Here is an 18,372-nt window from a genome sequence, read left to right on the forward strand (position 1 = left end):
CCTATTCCTTCATATTCATGTCGGACATTGCGGACTGCACATGCAACATCTTGCCCGTGCTCTTATCCATGACCATGCCATTGTTGTACTTGGCCACGATCTGGTCGAAGAGACCGGGTTCGGCATGCGAGAAATACTCGACCGGGTTCGCCTCGCTGGGCGCGGCCAGCTTGGGATAGTTCGAATTGTCGAGCTGCTCGGACGCCGCCTTCACCTTCTGCACCCAGGCGGTGTAGTCGTCGTTGCTCAGCGCCAGCGCGCGGAAGCGCATGTCGGAGAAGCCGCGACCGCTGAAGTTCGCGGACTCGCCCAGATAATTGCCGGCCGTGTTGGCCACCAGATGCAGCTGCGTCTGCATGCCGGCCATGGCATAGATCTGCGAGCCAAGCTGCGGAATGAAGAACGAGTTCATCACCGCGTCGGACGTGATCCGGAAGTCGACCGGCGTATTCACCGGAAAGGCCAGCTGGTTGACCGTGGCAATCCCCTCGTCGGGGTAGATGAACAGCCACTTCCAGTCCAGCGCGACGACCTCGACGTGAATCGGCTTCACGCTGGCTTCTTCCTCGAGCGGACGGTACGGGTCGAGCGAATGACAGGTCTGGTAGGTCAGGACTGCCAGGAAGAGAATGATCAGGGACGGAACCACCCAGATCACCACTTCGATCTTGTTCGAGTGCGACCATTTCGGCAGGTATTCGGCACTCGTGTTCGAATGGCGATACTGCCACGCGAACAGCAGCGTCAGAACGATGACCGGTATGACCACAAGCAGCATCGCATAGGTCGAGGTCAGGATCAGGCTCTTCTCCTGGGCACCGATGGTACCCTTCGGATCGAGCAGTGCCCAGTCACATCCCGCCAAGAGGAACGCTGAGGACAAACACAATAAACTCGATAATCTTGGCAAGATTTTTTTCTTCATCTCACGCCTCGTTGGTTTCGACATCACCCTTGCTCATATGCGCGCTTCGTTCACGGGCCCCCAAAGCAACAACGGCCATGTCTCACGTCTGCCGCGAATCCCGGTGCGGGTCTCTCGCCGTATGTTACATCCGTTGATATCAAACCGCCGTCTACCTCCCTCTTGGAATAGGAGGCCTTCGCCGGATCGATCCCGTCATGAGTATCCGCCGGCCTTTTGGCCTTGATCTTGATCAAGGATCGGAATGGTCAAGCATCTTTTCCATCCCGCCGAGCCGGACTGGGCCTCACGTGCCGCCGCGTGCCTCGAGCGTCCTGTCTGCGCAGCTATCCTTTCGTTCATAGTTCTCTTACCGCCTTATCCGACTGGAAGGACCCTACAAGCAAGCCTTCACATAATGTTTCCGATTATTTCACAGGGGACAATTCAGGGGAACTAATTCGTTCTATTTCAATACTTTAACGCGGTATGCCTGACATCACATCCGCGTCATCGCACTCTTTCCATGGAAGAATAAGTCTTATTTTGGCCGGATTTCCACGTCATTCGCCAGCATCGCCCGATTTTTCGGCGCCCGGCAGCGGCGCATGAAAAAAGGCCCCGCCGCAAGGCGGGGCCCGGTTCAGGCACCATGGCACGCAAAGGCGATTCGAGCGCCTTCAGTTATCCTGGTTGCTGCGCACACCCATGAACTGCAGCAGGAACTGGAACAGGTTGATGAAGTTCAGGTACAGCGCCAGCGCGTCGTAGACCGCCCGCTTGGCCGCGCCGTCCGGCCCGTCATAATAGGCAACCTGCTGATAGGTCATCTTGATCCGCTGCGTGTCGAACGCGGTCAGGCCGATGAAGATGAACACGCCCACGACGCTGTACAGCATATAGAGCATGGAGCTGTGCAGGAACATGTTCACCAGCCCCGCGATCACCAGCCCGAACAGGCCCATGATAAGGAATGAGCCGAAGCGCGTCAGGTCGGTACGGGTCACATATCCCCAGATCGACATGGCCGAGAACGTGCCGGCGGTGACGAAGAACACGCGCACGACCGAAACGCCGGTGAAGGTCAGCAGGATGCTGGACAGGCTGGCGCCCATGACGCAGCAGAACAGCCAGAACAGCATCTGCACCGCCTGGCGCGAAAGACGGTTCACGCCCAGCGACATGACCAGCACGAAGCCCAGCGGCGCGATCATCGCCAGCATGCCCAGTCCGGTCGGCCGCACGGCCACGCCATTGGGCGTCATCACGGCGGCGAAGAACGCGGCGCGCAGGCTGGTATTGGCAACCAGGTAGGCCACCACCCCCGTCAGCACCAGCCCCGACGCCATCCAGTTATAGACCCGGAGCATATAGGCCCGCAGCCCCTGGTCGATGGCTCCAGCGCCGACCCCGGTGCCTGCGGGTCGGGACATTGTTCGAAAATCCGGGCTGAAAGCCATGACATCCTTCCTTTGTCCGGGCAATTCCGGACGCAACATAGCTGTGATGTGGGAGGCGCCGGCGACATTTCAAGGAAAATCGTCTCGCTTCCGGATGACTTTTCCATAAAAGGGCCGCCCCACCGCGACCGGTATATTATAAGGCAACGGACGACATCGCGAAAACCTTCCATGCGCGAGGCACGACAGTGAGACTCTTCATCGCCCTCGATGTCGCATCCCCGCTCCGCGACGCAATCGGGGCCATGCGCGGCAGCCTGGCCGGCGTGCGCTGGGCCGATCCCGCCACCTATCACGTCACGCTTCGCTTTCTGGGCGACGTCACCGGCCGCGACCGGCTGGAGGATATCGACATCGCCCTGTCGGCGCTCCGCGCCCCGGCCGTTCTCCTCCAGCCCGAAGCACCCGGCATCTTCGAGCAGGACGGCCGGCAGACCCTGTGGATCGGGATCGCGCGCAGCCCCGCGCTGCTGCACCTGCACCGCAAGGTGGACACCGCCATGCGCCGCGCCGCTGGCCTGGCGATCGAACGCAGGCGCTTCGTCCCCCATGTCACGATCGGCACGATCGCCGCGCCGTCGCCCGACCTGCTGGCCCCCTGGCTGGCCCGCTGGTCCGCCCTGCCCCTGCCGGCGGTCGCGGTCCCGCGCCTGACCCTCTTCCGATCCCATCGCGGTCCCGACCAACCGGTCTACGAAAGCCTGGCCGAGTACGATCTGGACGGATGACCGGATTCCGAATCGTGTTCATTCACAAAACTATGAACGCCGTTGATCCATATAATGAATATATTTAATTATATTAATGCATATTAATGTTTCGCCCACGGGCCGGGCATTCATCACGCATACCTGATCTGCGTTCCGGAAAAAGACGCGAAATCAATATAATGAGACATATCATGCTGTTGCATGGCGGGTTCCACGAGCATCGATGGCCCCCTGCTGGTCCGGCTCCTTAATCCAGCGAACACAAAATCGTCAGAAGACTGGATTTGCAGCGTCAGTATGGTCGCATTGGGCCTGATTCTTCCCGGTCCGGGACCGGGGCTGTCGGGATTATTTTTTTATTGTCACGAGGACATCGGACATGATGCGAGCTGCTTTCCGGAAAGGACGTTCTCTGCGAGGAACGCTTGCCGCCGGAACGATATGCGCCGTCACTCTGTGCGGCTACGCCGCCGTTGCGGCTGACCCAGGTTCAGGCGATACGGGAGAGGCGATCATCCATGCCGATGACCATCCGGGCGACTGGATGACATACGGCCGCACGTATTCCGAGCAGCGCTACAGCCCGCTCGACCAGATCAACCGCTCCAATGTCGGCAACCTCAAGCTGGCCTGGTATTACGATCTGGATACCAATCGCGGCCAGGAAGGCACGCCGCTGGTCGTCAACGGCGTCATGTACGCCACGACGAACTGGAGCAAGATGAAGGCCCTCGATGCGGCCACCGGCAAGCTGCTGTGGGCCTACGACCCGCGCGTGCCCGGCAACATCGCCGACAAGGGCTGCTGCGACACCGTCAACCGCGGCGCGGCATACTGGAACGGCAAGGTCTATTTCGGCACGTTCGACGGCCGCCTGATCGCGCTGGACGCCAAGACCGGCAAGCTGGTCTGGAGCGTCAACACCATCCCCACCGGCGGCGCGCTCGGCAACCAGCGTTCCTACACGGTCGACGGCGCGCCGCGCATCGCCCGCGGCCGGGTGATCATCGGCAATGGCGGCTCCGAATTCGGCGCGCGCGGCTTCGTCTCCGCCTTCGACGCCGAGACGGGCAAGCTGGACTGGCGCTTCTTCACGGTGCCGAACCCCGAGAACAAGCCCGACAACGCGGCCTCGGACAGCGTGCTGATGAACAAGGCCTACCAGACCTGGAGTCCGACGGGCGCCTGGACCAAGCAGGGCGGCGGCGGCACCGTGTGGGATTCGATCGTCTACGATCCCGTGACCGACCTGGTCTATCTGGGCGTGGGCAACGGCTCGCCGTGGAACTACAAGTTCCGCTCCGAAGGCAAGGGCGACAATTTCTTCCTGGGCAGCATCGTCGCGATCAAGCCCGACACCGGCGAATATGTCTGGCACTTCCAGGAAACGCCGATGGACCAGTGGGACTTCACCTCGGTCCAGCAGATCATGACGCTCGACCTGCCGATCAACGGCCAGATGCGGCACGTCATCGTCCACGCGCCCAAGAACGGCTTCTTCTACGTCATCGACGCGAAGACCGGCGAGTTCCTGTCGGGCAAGAACTATGTCTACGTGAACTGGGCCAGCGGCCTGGATCCCAAGACCGGCCGTCCGCTCTATAACCCCGAAGCGCTCTACACGATGACGGGCAAGGACTGGTACGGCATCCCGGGCGACCTGGGCGGCCACAATTTCGCGGCGATGGCCTTCAGCCCCCGCACCGGCCTGGTCTACATCCCGGCCCAGCAGGTTCCGTTCCTGTATTCCAACCAGGTCGGCGGCTTCAAGGCGCATCCGGACAGCTGGAATCTCGGCCTGGACATGAACAAGGTCGGCCTTCCGGACAAGCAGGACGCCAAGGACGCGTTCATCAAGGACCTGAAGGGCTGGATCGTGGCCTGGGACCCGATCAAGCAGCAGGAAGCCTTCCGCGTCGATCACAAGGGCCCGTGGAACGGCGGCATCGTGGCCACCGGCGGCGACCTTCTGTTCCAGGGCCTGGCGAACGGCGAATTCCACGCCTACGACGCCACCAACGGCAACGACCTGTTCAGCTTCGCGGCCCAGAGCGGCATCATCGCCCCGCCGGTGACCTACCTGGCGAACGGCAAGCAGTATGTCGCGGTCGAAGTGGGCTGGGGCGGCATCTATCCGTTCTTCCTGGGCGGCATCGCGCGCACCAGCGGCTGGACGGTCAACCACTCCCGCGTCGTCGCCTTCTCGCTGGACGGCAACGCCAAGCTGCCGCCGCAGAACGACAAGGGCTACCTGCCGGTCAAGCCGCCCGCCGAATTCGACGAAAAGCGGACCGATAACGGCTATTTCGAATTCCAGACCTATTGCGCGGCCTGCCATGGCGACAATGGCGAAGCCGGCGGCGTCCTGCCCGATCTGCGCTGGTCCGGCGCGATCCGCCACCAGGATGCATTCTACAACGTGGTCGGCCGCGGCGCGCTGACGGCCTACGGCATGGACCGCTTCGATTCCTCGATGTCGCATGAGCAGATCGAGGACATCCGGCAGTTCCTGCTGAAGCGCGCCAACGAAACCTACCAGAGGGAGGTTGATGCCCGGAAGAACGCGGAAGGCATTCCCGCTCAATGAGACCCTTCCGCTCGATCTTCCGTTTTTTTTGCATCAACGCGACGCATGGTGAACAGAATGCTCAACAGGCTTAAGGTTGCGATCGGCACGGCGGCGTTCAGCCTCCTTGCCACGGCCGCAATGGCTCAGGCGCCGGATCAGGCGCTGATCGACAAGGGTGCGTATGTCGCCCGCCTGGGTGACTGCGTGGCCTGCCACACTGCCCTGCACGGGCAGGCCTACGCCGGTGGTCTGGAGATCAAGAGCCCGATCGGGACGATCTACTCGACCAACATCACACCCGATTCCAACGGAATCGGCGGCTACAGTTTCGAGGAATTCGACCAGGCGGTGCGCCACGGCATCCGCAAGGACGGCTCGACCCTGTATCCGGCCATGCCCTACCCGGCCTTCTCGCGCATGACGCAGGACGACATGCGCGCGCTCTATGCATATTTCATGCATGGCGTGAAGCCGGTGGCGCAGCCCAACAAGGCCAACGAGATCTCGTGGCCGATGTCCATGCGCTGGCCGCTGGCCATCTGGCGCACCCTCTTCGCCCCGGCCCCTGCCGAGTTCAAGCCGGCTGCCGGCACCGATCCGGTGGTGGCGCGCGGTGAATATCTGGTCACCGGTCCGGGCCATTGCGGCGCCTGCCATACGCCGCGCGGCTTCGCGATGCAGGAAAAGGCCCTCGACGCCACCGGCGGCGCGGTCTTCCTGGCCGGCGGTGCCCCGATCGACAACTGGGTGGCCCCGAGCCTGCGTAACGACCCGGTGGTCGGCATCGGCAGCTGGTCCGAGGACGACCTGTACTACTTCCTCAAGACAGGTCGTATCGATCATTCCGCCGTGTTCGGCGGCATGGCCGACGTGGTGGGCTGGAGCACCCAGTATTTCACCGACGACGACCTGCGCGCGATGGCCAAGTACCTGAAGAGCCTGCCGCCGGTTCCCCCGGCCCAGGGCAGCTACACGTACGAGGCCTCGACCGCCGACATGCTGAACGCGGGCAAGACCGCGTCGTCGCCGGGTGCCGACGTCTATCTGCGTGAATGCGCCATCTGCCATCGCAATGACGGCGGCGGCGTGGCCCGCATGTTCCCGCCGCTGGCCGGCAACCCGGTCGTGGTGACGGAAAACCCGACCTCGCTGGTCAACGTGGTCGTCCATGGCGGCGTGCTGCCGCCGACCAACTGGGCGCCTTCGGCCGTGGCCATGCCGGGCTATGGCAAGACCCTGTCGGCCCAGCAGATCGCGGACGTGGTCAACTTCATCCGTACCGGCTGGGGCAACCATGCGTCGGCGAACGTGACGGCGGCCGATGTCGCCAAGCTGCGCGACACCGGTGCCCCGGTTGCCGGCGGCGGCTTCGGCGCGCCGACCAGCGGCTGGCCGCTGCTACACCCGCAGCCCTACGGCGCGGGCTGGACCTTCGCACCGCAGACCCATGCCGGGGTGGACCAGGCGCAGTAATCGCCCGGCCAGCCAGGTTTCCATGCAGCCGCCGCGGGGCCTCCCCGCGGCGGTTTTTTTATGCGCCGCCATCGGGCATAAAGGGCGGATGACCCAGCATCCCCCAGCAGAGCGTATCGTTGTCCTGACCGGCGCCGGCATCAGCAAGGAATCGGGGCTGGAGACGTTTCGCGACGCCGATGGCCTGTGGAGCCGCCATAACATCGACGATGTCTGCACCCCGGAAGGCTTCCTGAGGGACCCGATGCTGGTCAGCCGCTTCTATAACGGGCGCCGGGCGGAACTGGCGGGTGTCGAACCCAACGCCGCCCATCGCGCCCTGGCGGAGCTGGAACAGGCCGCCCGCGACGGAAGCTGGGACGGCGAACTCCTGATCGTCACGCAGAATATCGACGACCTGCACGAGCGCGCAGGCAGCCGCAATGTGGTGCATATGCATGGCGAATTGCGGCGGGTCCGCTGCATGTCCTGCGGCGCCACGCCCGAATGCCAGGGGGACTGCCTGCCCCAGACCCCATGCCCGGCCTGCCGGCACCCTACCCTGCGGCCCGATATCGTCTGGTTCGGCGAAATTCCGATGCATATGGCGCGCATCGATGCCGCCCTGGCCGCCTGCGACCGGTTCGTGACCATCGGCACTTCCGGCACGGTCTACCCGGCAGCCGGCTTCGTGGCCCAGGTCCGCGACCATGCCGACACGCTGGACATCAATCTGGAAGCCCCGGCCATCCCGACCCTGTTCGATCGCACGCTGGTCGGGCCGGCAACCCGGATGGTTCCCCGCTGGGTGGCCGAAATCCTGGGATCATGACCGAACGAAACGGGGCAGCGGACGACCTCGCCGCACTGGTGGCGGAAGTACGCGCCTGCCGGCTCTGCGCCGCCAGCCTGCCGCTGGGCCCCCGGCCGGTCCTGCATGTCTCGACCACCGCGCGCCTGCTGATCGCCAGCCAGGCCCCCGGCACGCGGGTTCATGAAACCGGGATCTCGTTCAACGACGCTTCCGGCGACCGGCTACGGGGCTGGCTGGGGATCGATCGCGAGACCTTCTATGATTCCACGCGGATCGCCATCCTGCCGATGGGCCTGTGCTATCCGGGGCGCCTTCCAAAGGGTGGCGACCGGCCGCCCCGCCCCGAATGCGCGCCGCTCTGGCGGGCACGGCTGCTGGCCGCCATGCCCGACATCGCCCTGACCCTGCTGGTCGGGTCCTACGCCCAGGCAGCGGTCCTGGGGCCGGGCCGGGTGGAAGACCGGGTGCGGGACTTCCGGGCCTATCTGCCGCGCTATTTCCCGCTGCCCCATCCCTCGTGGCGGACCGGCGCATGGGAACGCCGCACCCCCTGGTTCGCGGCGGAAGTCCTGCCGGCGCTCCGTGCCGCCATCGCCCCTTTGCTGGAGCCTGCGCGGAAAGCCGAAACGGTCAGGACGCCGCCGCCGCCCGCATGATCGTGACCACCAGCCCCTCGATCCCGGCAGAGAGGATCTGCACGCCGATACACAGCAGGATCAGCGCGGCCAGCCGCGAGACGATCCGCGCGCCGGTCACACCCAGCATCACGACCAGCCGCTCGGCATAGGCATAAGCCAGCCAGACCGTCCCCGCCACCACGATCGCGGCGGCCGAGACAGCCAGGTAGAAGACCAGCCACGCCGGCGATGCCGGCCGCGAGGCACTCAGGGCAATGGCGACCGCGATCGAGCCGGGACCGACCGTGAACGGCATGGTCATCGGGAAGAAGGCCATTTCCATCCAGTTCGGCACGGTCACGGTCCGCCCGCCCTGCATGGCCTGTTTTTCCTTGCGGGCCGCGGCTTCCTCGGGCGCCTGAAGCAGCGCCCAGGCACGCACGGCCACCACCAGCCCGCCGGCAATCCGCAGCGAATCCACCGTAATGCCGAAAAAGGCGAGAATCGCGCTGCCGGCCCAGATCGAGGCAATCAGCAGCCCCGCCGAATAGAACGCGACGGTCCGGGCCAGCGCCAGGGTTTCGCCCCGCTCCCGCCCGGCCGTCACCTGCGAGAAGATCAGCGACGCCCCGATCGGATTGACGATCGAGAACAGGGCCGGAAAGGCAAGCAGGAAAGTATCGCTGAATACAGAAAGCGCATTCTTCCAGTCGAGGGAAGGAATGGCATGAAGGCCTGGGGACATCGGAACGCATTCCAAAGGAGCGATCTTGCGGCAATGCCCGACCAGTCGCCGCCAGTCGAAAGCTCTTATCGTCTTTCCCAGACCGGCCCGACAGTCAAGTCCCGTTCGGCCGGATCGCAGTCACGGAACCATCAGCCCCCATCGCGGCGACGACCTGCGGCACGCTCTGCGGCACGCAGCACAGATACAGCTCGTCCCCGGCTTCTTCCGCCAGCGGCCACGATGTCAGGCCCAGATCGTTATAGACATCCAGCATCGAAGCCCCGACCTGCCAGAAGGCCGGCTGCCGCCGCTCCTGCACCGCCAGGTCCCGCAGCCACCAGACGGCCGACGCACAATCGGCCGACGCCCCGGCCGGATCGCCCAGCCCGATCAGGAAATTCTCCGTCCGCAGAAACGGCAGCAGGGCCTGCCCGGCCTCACCGGGGATCAGCCCGGCGGGCGGCATCGGCCCCAGATCGTCCACCGCATGGTCCAGCGCTCGATATTCGGCCTCCCCCACGCTGTCCCAGGGCCGCACCGCAATCTGGCCCGGACGCACCAGCCGGCCGATCATGACCATGCCCAGCACGACCGCCAGCCCCATGGTCCATTGCACGACCCCATGCGACGCCGTAAACAGCATCACTTCCCACCAGCTTCCGCCGACCTCGTCCTGCGGCCCCGAACAGACCAGCACCAGCACGCAGCCGATCAGCAGCACCAGCGACAGCCCGGTGCGGAACGACAGCGGCTCGCTCAGGATCCGCGCGTGCCGGTAATAGGAACTGCGGAAGGGCGCGATCAGCACTGCCACCAGCCCCAGGATCCCCGGCACGGCCAGCGACGCCCCGCGCAGCAGCGTCAGCGCGGCGGCACCGACCAGCAGGCCCAGCGTCAGCTTCCAGGCCAGGGTCACGCGCTGCGACAGGCCGACGGCCAGGCCGATCAGCGCCACCCCGATCAGGGACAGCAGGTAATCGCCCGCCACGCCCACCAGATGATGCAGGCCGCCGGCATTGCTCCACGATGCGGGGTCCAGGATCGTCAGCGCGACCAGCAGCGCCCCGCAGATCGACACCGCCCCCGTCGCCACGACGACAGAGAAATCGGCCTCGCTCTCGCGGATCACATGGCTGGGCCGAACCTCGCGCCGCCCCCGCCGGGGCGCCTGGGGCGCCGTCTTGCGCGCCAGGGCGGCATCGCCGCGCAGGAACAGCTCATGCCCCGCGAACATCAGCCCGGCGAGAAAGAGCGGGATGATGTAGTAGAACAGCCGGAAGACCAGAATGGTGCTGACGATCTGCGACGGCGGCAGATACGCCCCCAGCGCGAGCATCATCGCGCCGTCGAACACGCCCAGCCCCCCCGGCACGCTGGCCACCAGGCCGGCGGTATAGGACGCGATATAGATGGCCAGGAACACGCCATATCCCAGCCCGATCCCAGGCGGCAGGAAGATATAGGCGATCCCGGCCGTAGCGGCGACCTCGGCGGCGGCAACCAGCATCTGGGCAAACGCCATGCCCGGCCGGGGCAGCACGATGGTCCAGCGGCAGATGCGCACCTGCGTCAGCCACAGTCCCAGCAGGATATAGACCGCAACCCCCGCCCACAGCAGAAGCCCGATCCCCGCCAGGACCAGATGCGGCAGATGCGCCCCGACGACCGGGATCGCGCCGGGCTCCAGCAGCAGGACGGCACCGATCAGCGCCCCCGCCCCCAGCAGATAGGTCGCGGAACAGAACGCGATGATCTGCGCGATATCGAACGGCCCCAGCCCCCAGTTGCCATACAGCCGAAAGCGCACCGCTGCCCCCGAAATCGCGGCAAAGCCGAGATTATGCGACAGGACATAGGAACAGAACGAGGCAAAGGCCGCCTTGCGGAACGAAAGCCGATGGCCGACCTGCACCACCGCCAGGCAGTCGTAGAAGGACAGGATGAAATAGGACAGGACCGTGCAGCCGATCCCCAGCATCATGGTCGTGGCCGGTATCGTCCCCAGCGCCGCCCGGATATCGTCCCAATGCAGGTCCCGCACCTCGTGCTGGACCACGACGATCGCCGCGATCATCAGGCCCAGGCCCATGACATGGGGAAGATGCCGCAGCAGGCGCCGCCAGCCCGGTGCCGGTGGCGGCGGCCCCTCCGGCGGCAGGGAACAATTCAGAACCATGAGAGAGCGAACCCGGCCATGGCAGAAATCATCGCCGGTGCGTCAACCGGCGACGACAGATGCGGCCCCGGCCGACGCCCGAAGCAGCGCCGCCTCAATCAGCGCCACGGTTTCCGCCACCCCGTACAGCCCGATGAAAATGCCAAATCGCGGTCCCTCCTTCTGGCCCAGAAGGACCTCGTACAGGCAGCCGAACCAGGTGCGCAGCGGCTCGAACCCATGGCGCTTGCCGATCTCGAAGACCAGGTTCTGCAACGTGTCGGGGTCCACCGTCCCGGCATCCAGCCCGCGCAGCATCTCCGCCAGATCGGCCAGGGCCGCGCGTTCGCGCGTGTCCGGCTCCCGATAGGTCTTCGAAGGCCGCACGAAATCCGCGTAATAGACGATCGCGTGGTCCACCAGCCGCGCCAGCATCGGGCAGGTTTCGGGCGACGCCGCCGCGTCGTAGCGATGGATGAACTTCCACAGCACGTCGGGCGTATCCGCATTCGCGGCACTCGCCAGGTTGAGCAGCATGGCGAAGGTCAGCGGGCTGCCCGCGCTGTCGTCGATCCGCCCGGCATGGATGAACCACGCCGGATTGGCCGGCAGCGCCGGATCGTCGGCCGCCAGCGTCTGCGCCCGCGCGACATTGGCCAGGTATTCGTCCGCCGCCTTGGGAATGACGTCGAAGAACAGGCGCTTCGCCCGCTGGGGCGCATTGAACATGTACTGGCCCAGGCTCTCCGCGGGGGCATAGCGCAGCCATTCCTCGACCGAAATGCCGTTGCCCTTGGACTTGGAGATCTTCTGGCCGTTCTCGTCCAGAAACAGCTCATAGGTCAGCCCGGCCGGTGGCTCGCCGCCCAGGATGCGGCAGATCTTGCCCGACAGCTTCACGCTATCGATCAGGTCCTTGCCCGACATTTCGTAATCCACGCCAAGCGCGAACCAGCGCATGGCCCAGTCGGCCTTCCACTGCATCTTCGCATGGCCGCCCGTCACCGGGGTTTCGAACGTCTCGCCATCCTCGTCGGTCCAGCGCACCGTCCCCGCCACGGGGTCGATCCCGTCCATGCGCACCTGCATCACCAGCCCGGTACGCGGATGAACCGGCAGGACGGGGGAATAGGTCGCCCGCCGATCGGGGCCAAGCGTCGGGGCGATGACGGCCACGATCTCGTCATGCACCTCCAGCACCCGGCGCAGCGCAGCGTCGAACCGGCCGCTGGTATAATAGTCGGTGGAAGACGCGAATTCGTATTCGAAGCCGAATCCGTCCAGGAACGAGCGCAGCCGCGCATTATTGTGGGCCGCAAACGATTCGTGCGTGCCGAACGGGTCGGGAATGCGCGACAGCGGCTTGCCCAGATGCTGGCGCAGCATGTCGCCGTTCGGCACATTGTCCGGCACCTTGCGCAGCGCATCCATGTCGTCGGAAAAAGCCAGCAGCCGCGTCGGCCGGCCCGTCAGGCGCGTATAGGCCTGCCTGACCCACGAGGTCCGCGCGACCTCGCCGAACGTGCCGATATGCGGCAGGCCCGACGGGCCGTAGCCGGTTTCCAGCAGGGCGGGCGCATCGGCCGGCAGGGCCTTGCGTTCGACATGGGCAGCCAGCTTGGCCGCCTCTTCGAACGGCCAGGCCTTGGGCAGGAAAGCGGGATCGAGACGGTTCTGATCGGACATGATGCGCCGGAAGCTATGAACTGAAACCTGATGGGTCAATCCATAGCATATATCATCTGTGTGCCGGATGGGCGACAGGCGGCGATTTGTCCCCTATATGTTCCCTTGATGGCCACACCGCCCCCCTCTCCGGACCTCCCGCCCGCCCTCGTGGCGCGCCACGGCACCTGCTCGCTGCTGACCCCGGACGGCGAACTCCTGGCCGTACCGGGCGAGGACGCGGCACGCCTGCTGCGGGACATGCCGCCCCCCATGGTCGTCCACGCGCCGCTGACCGCGCGCCGGCTGGGCCTTCCGCCCCTGCCCCAGCCGACACCATGGCTGGACCTGCTGGAACTCTTCCTGTTCGCCATGCCCGGCCGAACCGTGCCGCCCACGGCGCGGGGCTTGGCATTGGCCCTGGGACTGGACGAGGCCAGGATCGGCGCGGCGGAAGCCGACCTGCTGCCCGATCTCGCCGATATCCTGCTCGACCACATCGCCGCCCTGCGCCCCACCCCGGCGGGCGAGGAAATGGCCGCGCTGGCAGCGCGGATGGACCATGCCGGCTGGGCCTGGGCCCCCAGCGTGCTGGCCGCCCTGACCGTCCCCCACAGGCTGCCGGCGGAGGCCCTGCAACCGGGCGATGCCATCCGCGTCTGGCGCCGCCTGCCGAAATGGGAGGAAACTGCCCCCCGCCCCGCCCCCTCCAGCCTGCCGGTGCCGGTGGCCGACGCGCGGCGCCGACTGGCCGAGATGCTGGGCACGGATGCGGAAAGCCGCGCCGGCCAGGCCGATTTCGCCGGCGCCGCCAGTGCCGCCTTCGCCCCCCGCCTCGCACGGGGCGACCCGCACCTGGTCCTGGCCGAAGCCGGAACCGGCACCGGCAAGACCCTGGGCTATGTCGCGCCCGCCAGCCTGTGGGCGGAACGCAATGGCGGCCCGGTCTGGATCAGCACCTATACCCGGCACCTGCAACGCCAGATCGAGGGCGAACTGGCCCGCCTCCACCCCGATCCCGCGATCCGGCGGCAGCATGTGGTGCTGCGCAAGGGGCGCGAGAACTATCTGTGCCTGCTGAACATGGAAGAGGCCGTGAACGTGGCCGGCAACCGGGGCGGCCCCTCGGGCGGGATCGTCGCGCTGTCGCTGCTGGCCCGCTGGGCCGGCGTCACCGCCGATGGCGACCTGATGGGCGGCGACCTGCCCGGCTGGTTCGGCGACCTGTTCGGGCGCGGCACGCTGGCGGGCGTGGCGGACCGCCGGGGCGAATGCATCCACGGTGCCTGCCCCCATTATCAGCGCTGCTTCGTCGAACATTCGATCCGCCGTGCCCGGCAGGCCGACCTGGTCATCGCCAACCATGCGCTGGTGATGACGCAGGCCGCCTGGCACGCCATGGGCGGCGACGCCGCCTCGGACGAGGACAATATCCCCACGCGCTACGTGTTCGACGAAGGCCATCATGTGATGGACGCCGCCGACAGCGCCTTTTCCGTCGAACTGTCGGGGCTGGAAGCGGCGGAGCTGCGCCGCTGGCTTCTGGGTGCCGAAGGCGCGCGATCCCGCGCCCGGGGCCTGAAACGCCGCCTGGACGATCTGGTCGTCGGCGACGCCAGGCTGGAATCCCCGCTCGACGCCGTCCTGCAGGCGGCCCACGCCCTGCCCGCGCCCGGCTGGTCCGGCCGCCTGGCCGGCATGCTGCGGGCCGCCATGCCGTCGCCGCCCGGCGAGGACCCGGCAACCCCGGAGGCCCCCACTCCCCCCCGCGACACCCTGCCCAACCCGTGCGAGCAGTTCCTGCACCTGCTGGCCTGCCAGGTCCTGGCGCGCAGCCCTGCCGGCCACCAGGCCCAGCCCGGCATGCCGGGCTCCATCGAATGCGACCTGCACCCGCTGGCCGAGACCGTACCGCCGGCCGCAACCACGCTGGCGCGGGCGTTCGACCGGCTGTCGGTCGCCCTGCGCACCCTGGTCGACCGGCTGCTGGAACGGCTGGACGACGAATCGGGCGACCTCGACCCCGCCACCCGCGAACGGATCGAAGCCGCGGTGCGCACGATGCGCCGCCGCGCCCTCAGCCGCGTCGACGGATGGAGCGCCATGCTGCGCGCGCTGGGCGAAACCCGCGACGACACGCAACTCGGCGCCCCGCAATATGTCGATTTCATCCGCATGGACCGGCGCGAAGGCCAACGCCCCGGCGAGCAGGATGTCGGCCTCCACCGCCACTGGCTGGACCCGACCATCCCCTTCGCCACCGTCCTGGCGGCGCCCGCGCACGGGGTCCTGATCACCTCCGCGACCCTGCGCGACGAAAACGGCAAGGGCGACCCGGAAGAGGCCGAACGCGCGTGGGAAGCTGCCGAGGCCCGGACCGGCGCCAGCCACCTGCCCTCGCCCGCCCTGCGGGCCGCGCTGGCCAGCCCGTTCGACTACCGGCACCAGAGCCGCGCCTTCATCGTGACCGATGTGGCCCATGACGATATCGGCGCGCTGGCCGCGGCCTACCGCACGCTGTTCCTGGCCGCCGGCGGCGGGGGGCTGGGCCTGTTCACCGCGATTTCCCGCCTGCGCGCTGTGCACCGCCGGCTGTCGCAGCCGCTGGACGAGGCAGGCATCCCGCTCTACGCCCAGCATGTCGACGGCATGGATAATGCCACCCTGGTCGATATCTTCCGTTCGGAAACCGATTCCTGCCTGCTGGGCACGGATGCGATGCGCGACGGGGTGGACGTGCCCGGCCGGTCGCTGCGTCTGGTGGTGTTCGAGCGCGTGCCATGGCCCCGCCCCGATATCCTGCATCGCGAGCGCCGCACGCATCTGTCCCACGGGGCGCCGGGCGAATATGACGACCGGATCGCCCGGCTGCGGCTGCGCCAGGCCTTCGGCCGGCTGATTCGCAGCACCGGCGACCGGGGCGCATTCGTGCTGCTCGACCGCCGGGCGCCATCAAGGCTGATGTCGGCCTTCCCCGACGGCGTCGCCGTCCGCCGGGCCGGCCTTGCCGAGACCGCGCGGGAACTGGAAGCGTTCCTGCGCGCCTCGACGGACGGGGAGCACGCGCGGCCCCCCGTCCCGTAAGCGCGCCGTCAGAGCGGCTTGAGGTTCGACGCCGCCGCCTTGCCGCGCTCGGTCACGACGTCATAGCTGACGCGCTGGTTCTCATTCAGCCCCCGCAGGCCCGCCGCCTGAACGGCGGTGATGTGCACGAACACATCCTTGCCACCGTCCTCGGGCATGATGAAGCCAAAACCCTTGGTTGCGTTGAACCACTTCACGGTACCCGTCGCCATAGTCACTTCGTCCCTTGTTGCCGGCATTATGCCGCTCGACCGATGTCTGCCCGACACGCGATACCCGACAGGCCACCCCGTCGACGATCAGCATCGATCCAGATGCGGTTATGGGCGCACGAACCCTGCCGGTTTGTCAAACCATCCGAACATCGGAAATTCTAAAAAACGAGCATGTCGCGCTGCGGCCATGACGGTCCCGCCCCACCCGAATCCGGAGTTCCGGACAAAAAAAAGCCGCCCGCGAACGGACGGCTCCTTTCCTGCCGGACAAGGCAGCTTCCGGCCCGGGCACGGGGCCCGGGCCGGAAAGGCTGATGGATCTCAGAAATCCATGTCGCCCATGCCGCCCATGCCGCCACCGGGTGCCGGCGGGGCCTTCTTTTCCGGACGCTCGGCCACCATCGCCTCGGTGGTGATCAGCAGGCCGGCAACCGACGCCGCATCCTGCAGCGCGGTACGAACGACCTTGGTCGGGTCGATGATACCGGCCGCGACCAGATCCTTGTAGTCGCCGATCTGGGCGTCGAAGCCATAGTTGTAGTCGCTGACTTCCAGCACCTTGCCGGCGATCACCGCACCGTCCTCGCCCGCATTGTGGGCGATCTGGCGCAGCGGCGACTGCAGGGCCTTGCGGATGATCTCCGCACCGACGCGCTGGTCGTCATTGTGGAAATGCAGGTGGCTCAGCGCGGTCGACGCACGCGCAAGCGCGGTGCCACCACCCGGAACGATGCCTTCCTCGACGGCGGCGCGGGTCGCATGCAGCGCGTCGTCGACGCGGTCCTTGCGCTCCTTCACCTCGACCTCGGTCGAACCGCCGACGCGGATAACGGCAACGCCACCGGCCAGCTTCGCCAGACGCTCCTGGAGCTTCTCGCGATCGTAGTCCGAGGAGGTCTCCTCGATCTGCGCACGGATCTGCGCGCAACGACCCTTGATGTCGTCGGACGAACCGGCGCCCTCGACGATCGTGGTGTTTTCCTTCTCGATCCGGACCTTCTTCGCGCGGCCCAGCATCGGCAGGGTCACGGTTTCCAGCTTGATGCCCAGATCTTCGCTGATCACCTGGCCACCGGTCAGGATCGCGATGTCTTCCAGCATCGCCTTGCGACGATCGCCGAAGCCCGGCGCCTTGACGGCGGCGATCTTCAGGCCGCCACGCAGCTTGTTGACGACCAGGGTCGCCAGCGCCTCGCCATCGACATCCTCGGCCAGGATCAGCAGCGGACGGCCGGACTGCACGACGCTCTCGAGCAGCGGCAGCATCGGCTGCAGCGACGACAGCTTCTTCTCGTGGATCAGGATGTAGGGGTTATCCAGATCGGCGACCATCTTCTCGGCATTCGTGATGAAATACGGAGAGATATAACCGCGATCGAACTGCATGCCCTCGACGACGTCCAGCTCGGTGTGCAGGCCCTTGGCCTCTTCCACCGTGATGACGCCCTCGCTGCCGACCTTCTGCATGGCCTGCGAGATCATCTCGCCGATCTCATGCTCACCGTTGGCCGAGATCGTGCCGACCTGCGCCGTTTCGGCCGGGGTCGTGATCTTCTTGGTGTTCTTCTTCAGCTCTTCGATGACCGCCGCAACGGCCTTGTCGATGCCGCGCTTCAGGTCCATCGGGTTCATGCCCGCGGCCACGGCCTTGGCACCCTCGCGGATGATGGACTGGGCCAGCACCGTCGCGGTCGTCGTGCCGTCGCCGGCCACGTCGTTGGTCTTCGAGGCCACTTCGCGCACCATCTGGGCGCCCATGTTCTCGAACTTGTCGGCCAGCTCGATTTCCTTGGCGACCGACACACCGTCCTTCGTGATGCGCGGCGCGCCGAAGCTCTTGTCGAGCACGACGTTGCGGCCCTTCGGCCCCAGTGTCACCTTCACCGCATCGGCCAGAATGTCCACGCCCCGCAGCATGCGCTGGCGTGCGTCACCGCCGAACTTTACGTCCTTGGCTGCCATTTCAGAATTCTCCTGTAGGAAACTTGTCGATCAGAAAG

Annotated in this window: 13 protein-coding genes; 6 read left to right on the forward strand and 7 right to left on the reverse strand. The window is 66.2% G+C overall.

Going from position 1 to position 18,372, the window contains the following annotated elements:
* Position 1: 1 nt before the first annotated feature.
* Both cyoA and HLH27_RS05730 read right to left on the reverse strand, forming a co-directional pair.
* Positions 2-925, reverse strand: a complete 924-nt coding sequence (gene cyoA, locus HLH27_RS05725) for a ubiquinol oxidase subunit II (RefSeq protein ID WP_182948560.1) — start codon at positions 923-925, stop codon at positions 2-4.
* 659 nt (positions 926-1,584) lie between these two features.
* Positions 1,585-2,364, reverse strand: a complete 780-nt coding sequence (locus HLH27_RS05730; RefSeq protein ID WP_182948562.1) for a Bax inhibitor-1/YccA family protein — start codon at positions 2,362-2,364, stop codon at positions 1,585-1,587.
* Positions 2,365-2,552: 188 nt separating this feature from the next.
* Here HLH27_RS05730 and thpR point away from each other — a divergent pair, with 188 nt between their 5' ends.
* The 5 genes from thpR to HLH27_RS05755 all read left to right on the forward strand — a co-directional run bounded on the left by thpR (position 2,553) and on the right by HLH27_RS05755 (position 8,565).
* On the forward strand, positions 2,553-3,092 hold the full coding sequence (thpR, locus tag HLH27_RS05735) for an RNA 2',3'-cyclic phosphodiesterase (RefSeq protein ID WP_182948564.1): 540 nt from the start codon (positions 2,553-2,555) through the stop codon (positions 3,090-3,092).
* A 361-nt stretch (positions 3,093-3,453) separates the two neighbouring features.
* The gene (locus tag HLH27_RS05740; protein WP_182948566.1) at positions 3,454-5,661 is read left to right on the forward strand and encodes a PQQ-dependent dehydrogenase, methanol/ethanol family; all 2,208 of its coding nucleotides are present in this window, start codon (positions 3,454-3,456) and stop codon (positions 5,659-5,661) included.
* A gap of 57 nt (positions 5,662-5,718) precedes the next feature.
* Positions 5,719-7,116 (forward strand): c-type cytochrome, encoded by a 1,398-nt coding sequence (locus tag HLH27_RS05745; RefSeq protein WP_182948568.1) that lies wholly within the window; start codon positions 5,719-5,721, stop codon positions 7,114-7,116.
* 88 nt (positions 7,117-7,204) lie between these two features.
* On the forward strand, positions 7,205-7,927 hold the full coding sequence (locus tag HLH27_RS05750) for an NAD-dependent deacylase (protein WP_182948570.1): 723 nt from the start codon (positions 7,205-7,207) through the stop codon (positions 7,925-7,927).
* Entirely contained in the window at positions 7,924-8,565 is a 642-nt protein-coding gene (locus HLH27_RS05755; RefSeq protein WP_182948571.1) for a uracil-DNA glycosylase family protein, read from the forward strand. The genes HLH27_RS05750 and HLH27_RS05755 overlap by 4 nt, the downstream gene beginning before the upstream one ends.
* Here the strand turns inward: HLH27_RS05755 and HLH27_RS05760 are convergent.
* The 3 genes from HLH27_RS05760 to HLH27_RS05770 form a co-directional block, all read right to left on the reverse strand.
* Positions 8,540-9,271, reverse strand: coding sequence for a MarC family protein (locus tag HLH27_RS05760; RefSeq protein WP_182948573.1), 732 nt, complete (start codon positions 9,269-9,271; stop codon positions 8,540-8,542). The genes HLH27_RS05755 and HLH27_RS05760 overlap by 26 nt on opposite strands.
* 94 nt (positions 9,272-9,365) lie before the next feature.
* Positions 9,366-11,429, reverse strand: coding sequence for a lysylphosphatidylglycerol synthase domain-containing protein (locus HLH27_RS05765; RefSeq protein ID WP_182948575.1), 2,064 nt, complete (start codon positions 11,427-11,429; stop codon positions 9,366-9,368).
* A gap of 42 nt (positions 11,430-11,471) precedes the next feature.
* Complete coding sequence (locus tag HLH27_RS05770) at positions 11,472-13,094, reverse strand: lysine--tRNA ligase (protein ID WP_182948577.1); 1,623 nt, start codon at positions 13,092-13,094, stop codon at positions 11,472-11,474.
* A gap of 108 nt (positions 13,095-13,202) precedes the next feature.
* On the opposite strand from HLH27_RS05770, the gene HLH27_RS05775 reads away from it, so the two are divergent.
* Positions 13,203-16,157, forward strand: coding sequence for an ATP-dependent DNA helicase (locus tag HLH27_RS05775; protein ID WP_182948578.1), 2,955 nt, complete (start codon positions 13,203-13,205; stop codon positions 16,155-16,157).
* An 8-nt stretch (positions 16,158-16,165) separates the two neighbouring features.
* On the opposite strand, the gene HLH27_RS05780 is transcribed toward HLH27_RS05775, so the two are convergent.
* Positions 16,166-16,369, reverse strand: a complete 204-nt coding sequence (locus tag HLH27_RS05780) for a cold-shock protein (protein ID WP_012225746.1) — start codon at positions 16,367-16,369, stop codon at positions 16,166-16,168.
* Between the two features lie 324 nt (positions 16,370-16,693).
* Positions 16,694-18,334, reverse strand: a complete 1,641-nt coding sequence (gene groL, locus HLH27_RS05785; RefSeq protein WP_182948580.1) for a chaperonin GroEL — start codon at positions 18,332-18,334, stop codon at positions 16,694-16,696.
* Between the last annotated feature and the right edge of the window lie 38 nt (positions 18,335-18,372).

It is taken from the genome of Gluconacetobacter takamatsuzukensis (assembly GCF_014174275.1).
Lineage (GTDB): Bacteria > Pseudomonadota > Alphaproteobacteria > Acetobacterales > Acetobacteraceae > Gluconacetobacter > Gluconacetobacter takamatsuzukensis.

Bases quoted from the DNA above. Each gene is read 5' to 3' on its own strand.
- HLH27_RS05740 (WP_182948566.1), top strand. From the start codon at position 3,454: ATGATGCGAGCTGCTTTCCGGAAAGGACGTTCTCTGCGAGGAACGCTT.
- HLH27_RS05730 (WP_182948562.1), bottom strand. From the start codon at position 2,364: ATGGCTTTCAGCCCGGATTTTCGAACAATGTCCCGACCCGCAGGCACC.
- HLH27_RS05755 (WP_182948571.1), top strand. From the start codon at position 7,924: ATGACCGAACGAAACGGGGCAGCGGACGACCTCGCCGCACTGGTGGCG.
- HLH27_RS05750 (WP_182948570.1), top strand. From the start codon at position 7,205: ATGACCCAGCATCCCCCAGCAGAGCGTATCGTTGTCCTGACCGGCGCC.
- HLH27_RS05770 (WP_182948577.1), bottom strand. From the start codon at position 13,094: ATGTCCGATCAGAACCGTCTCGATCCCGCTTTCCTGCCCAAGGCCTGG.
- HLH27_RS05760 (WP_182948573.1), bottom strand. From the start codon at position 9,271: ATGTCCCCAGGCCTTCATGCCATTCCTTCCCTCGACTGGAAGAATGCG.
- groL (WP_182948580.1), bottom strand. From the start codon at position 18,334: ATGGCAGCCAAGGACGTAAAGTTCGGCGGTGACGCACGCCAGCGCATG.
- HLH27_RS05775 (WP_182948578.1), top strand. From the start codon at position 13,203: ATGGCCACACCGCCCCCCTCTCCGGACCTCCCGCCCGCCCTCGTGGCG.
- HLH27_RS05765 (WP_182948575.1), bottom strand. From the start codon at position 11,429: ATGGTTCTGAATTGTTCCCTGCCGCCGGAGGGGCCGCCGCCACCGGCA.
- cyoA (WP_182948560.1), bottom strand. From the start codon at position 925: ATGAAGAAAAAAATCTTGCCAAGATTATCGAGTTTATTGTGTTTGTCC.
- HLH27_RS05745 (WP_182948568.1), top strand. From the start codon at position 5,719: ATGCTCAACAGGCTTAAGGTTGCGATCGGCACGGCGGCGTTCAGCCTC.
- HLH27_RS05780 (WP_012225746.1), bottom strand. From the start codon at position 16,369: ATGGCGACGGGTACCGTGAAGTGGTTCAACGCAACCAAGGGTTTTGGC.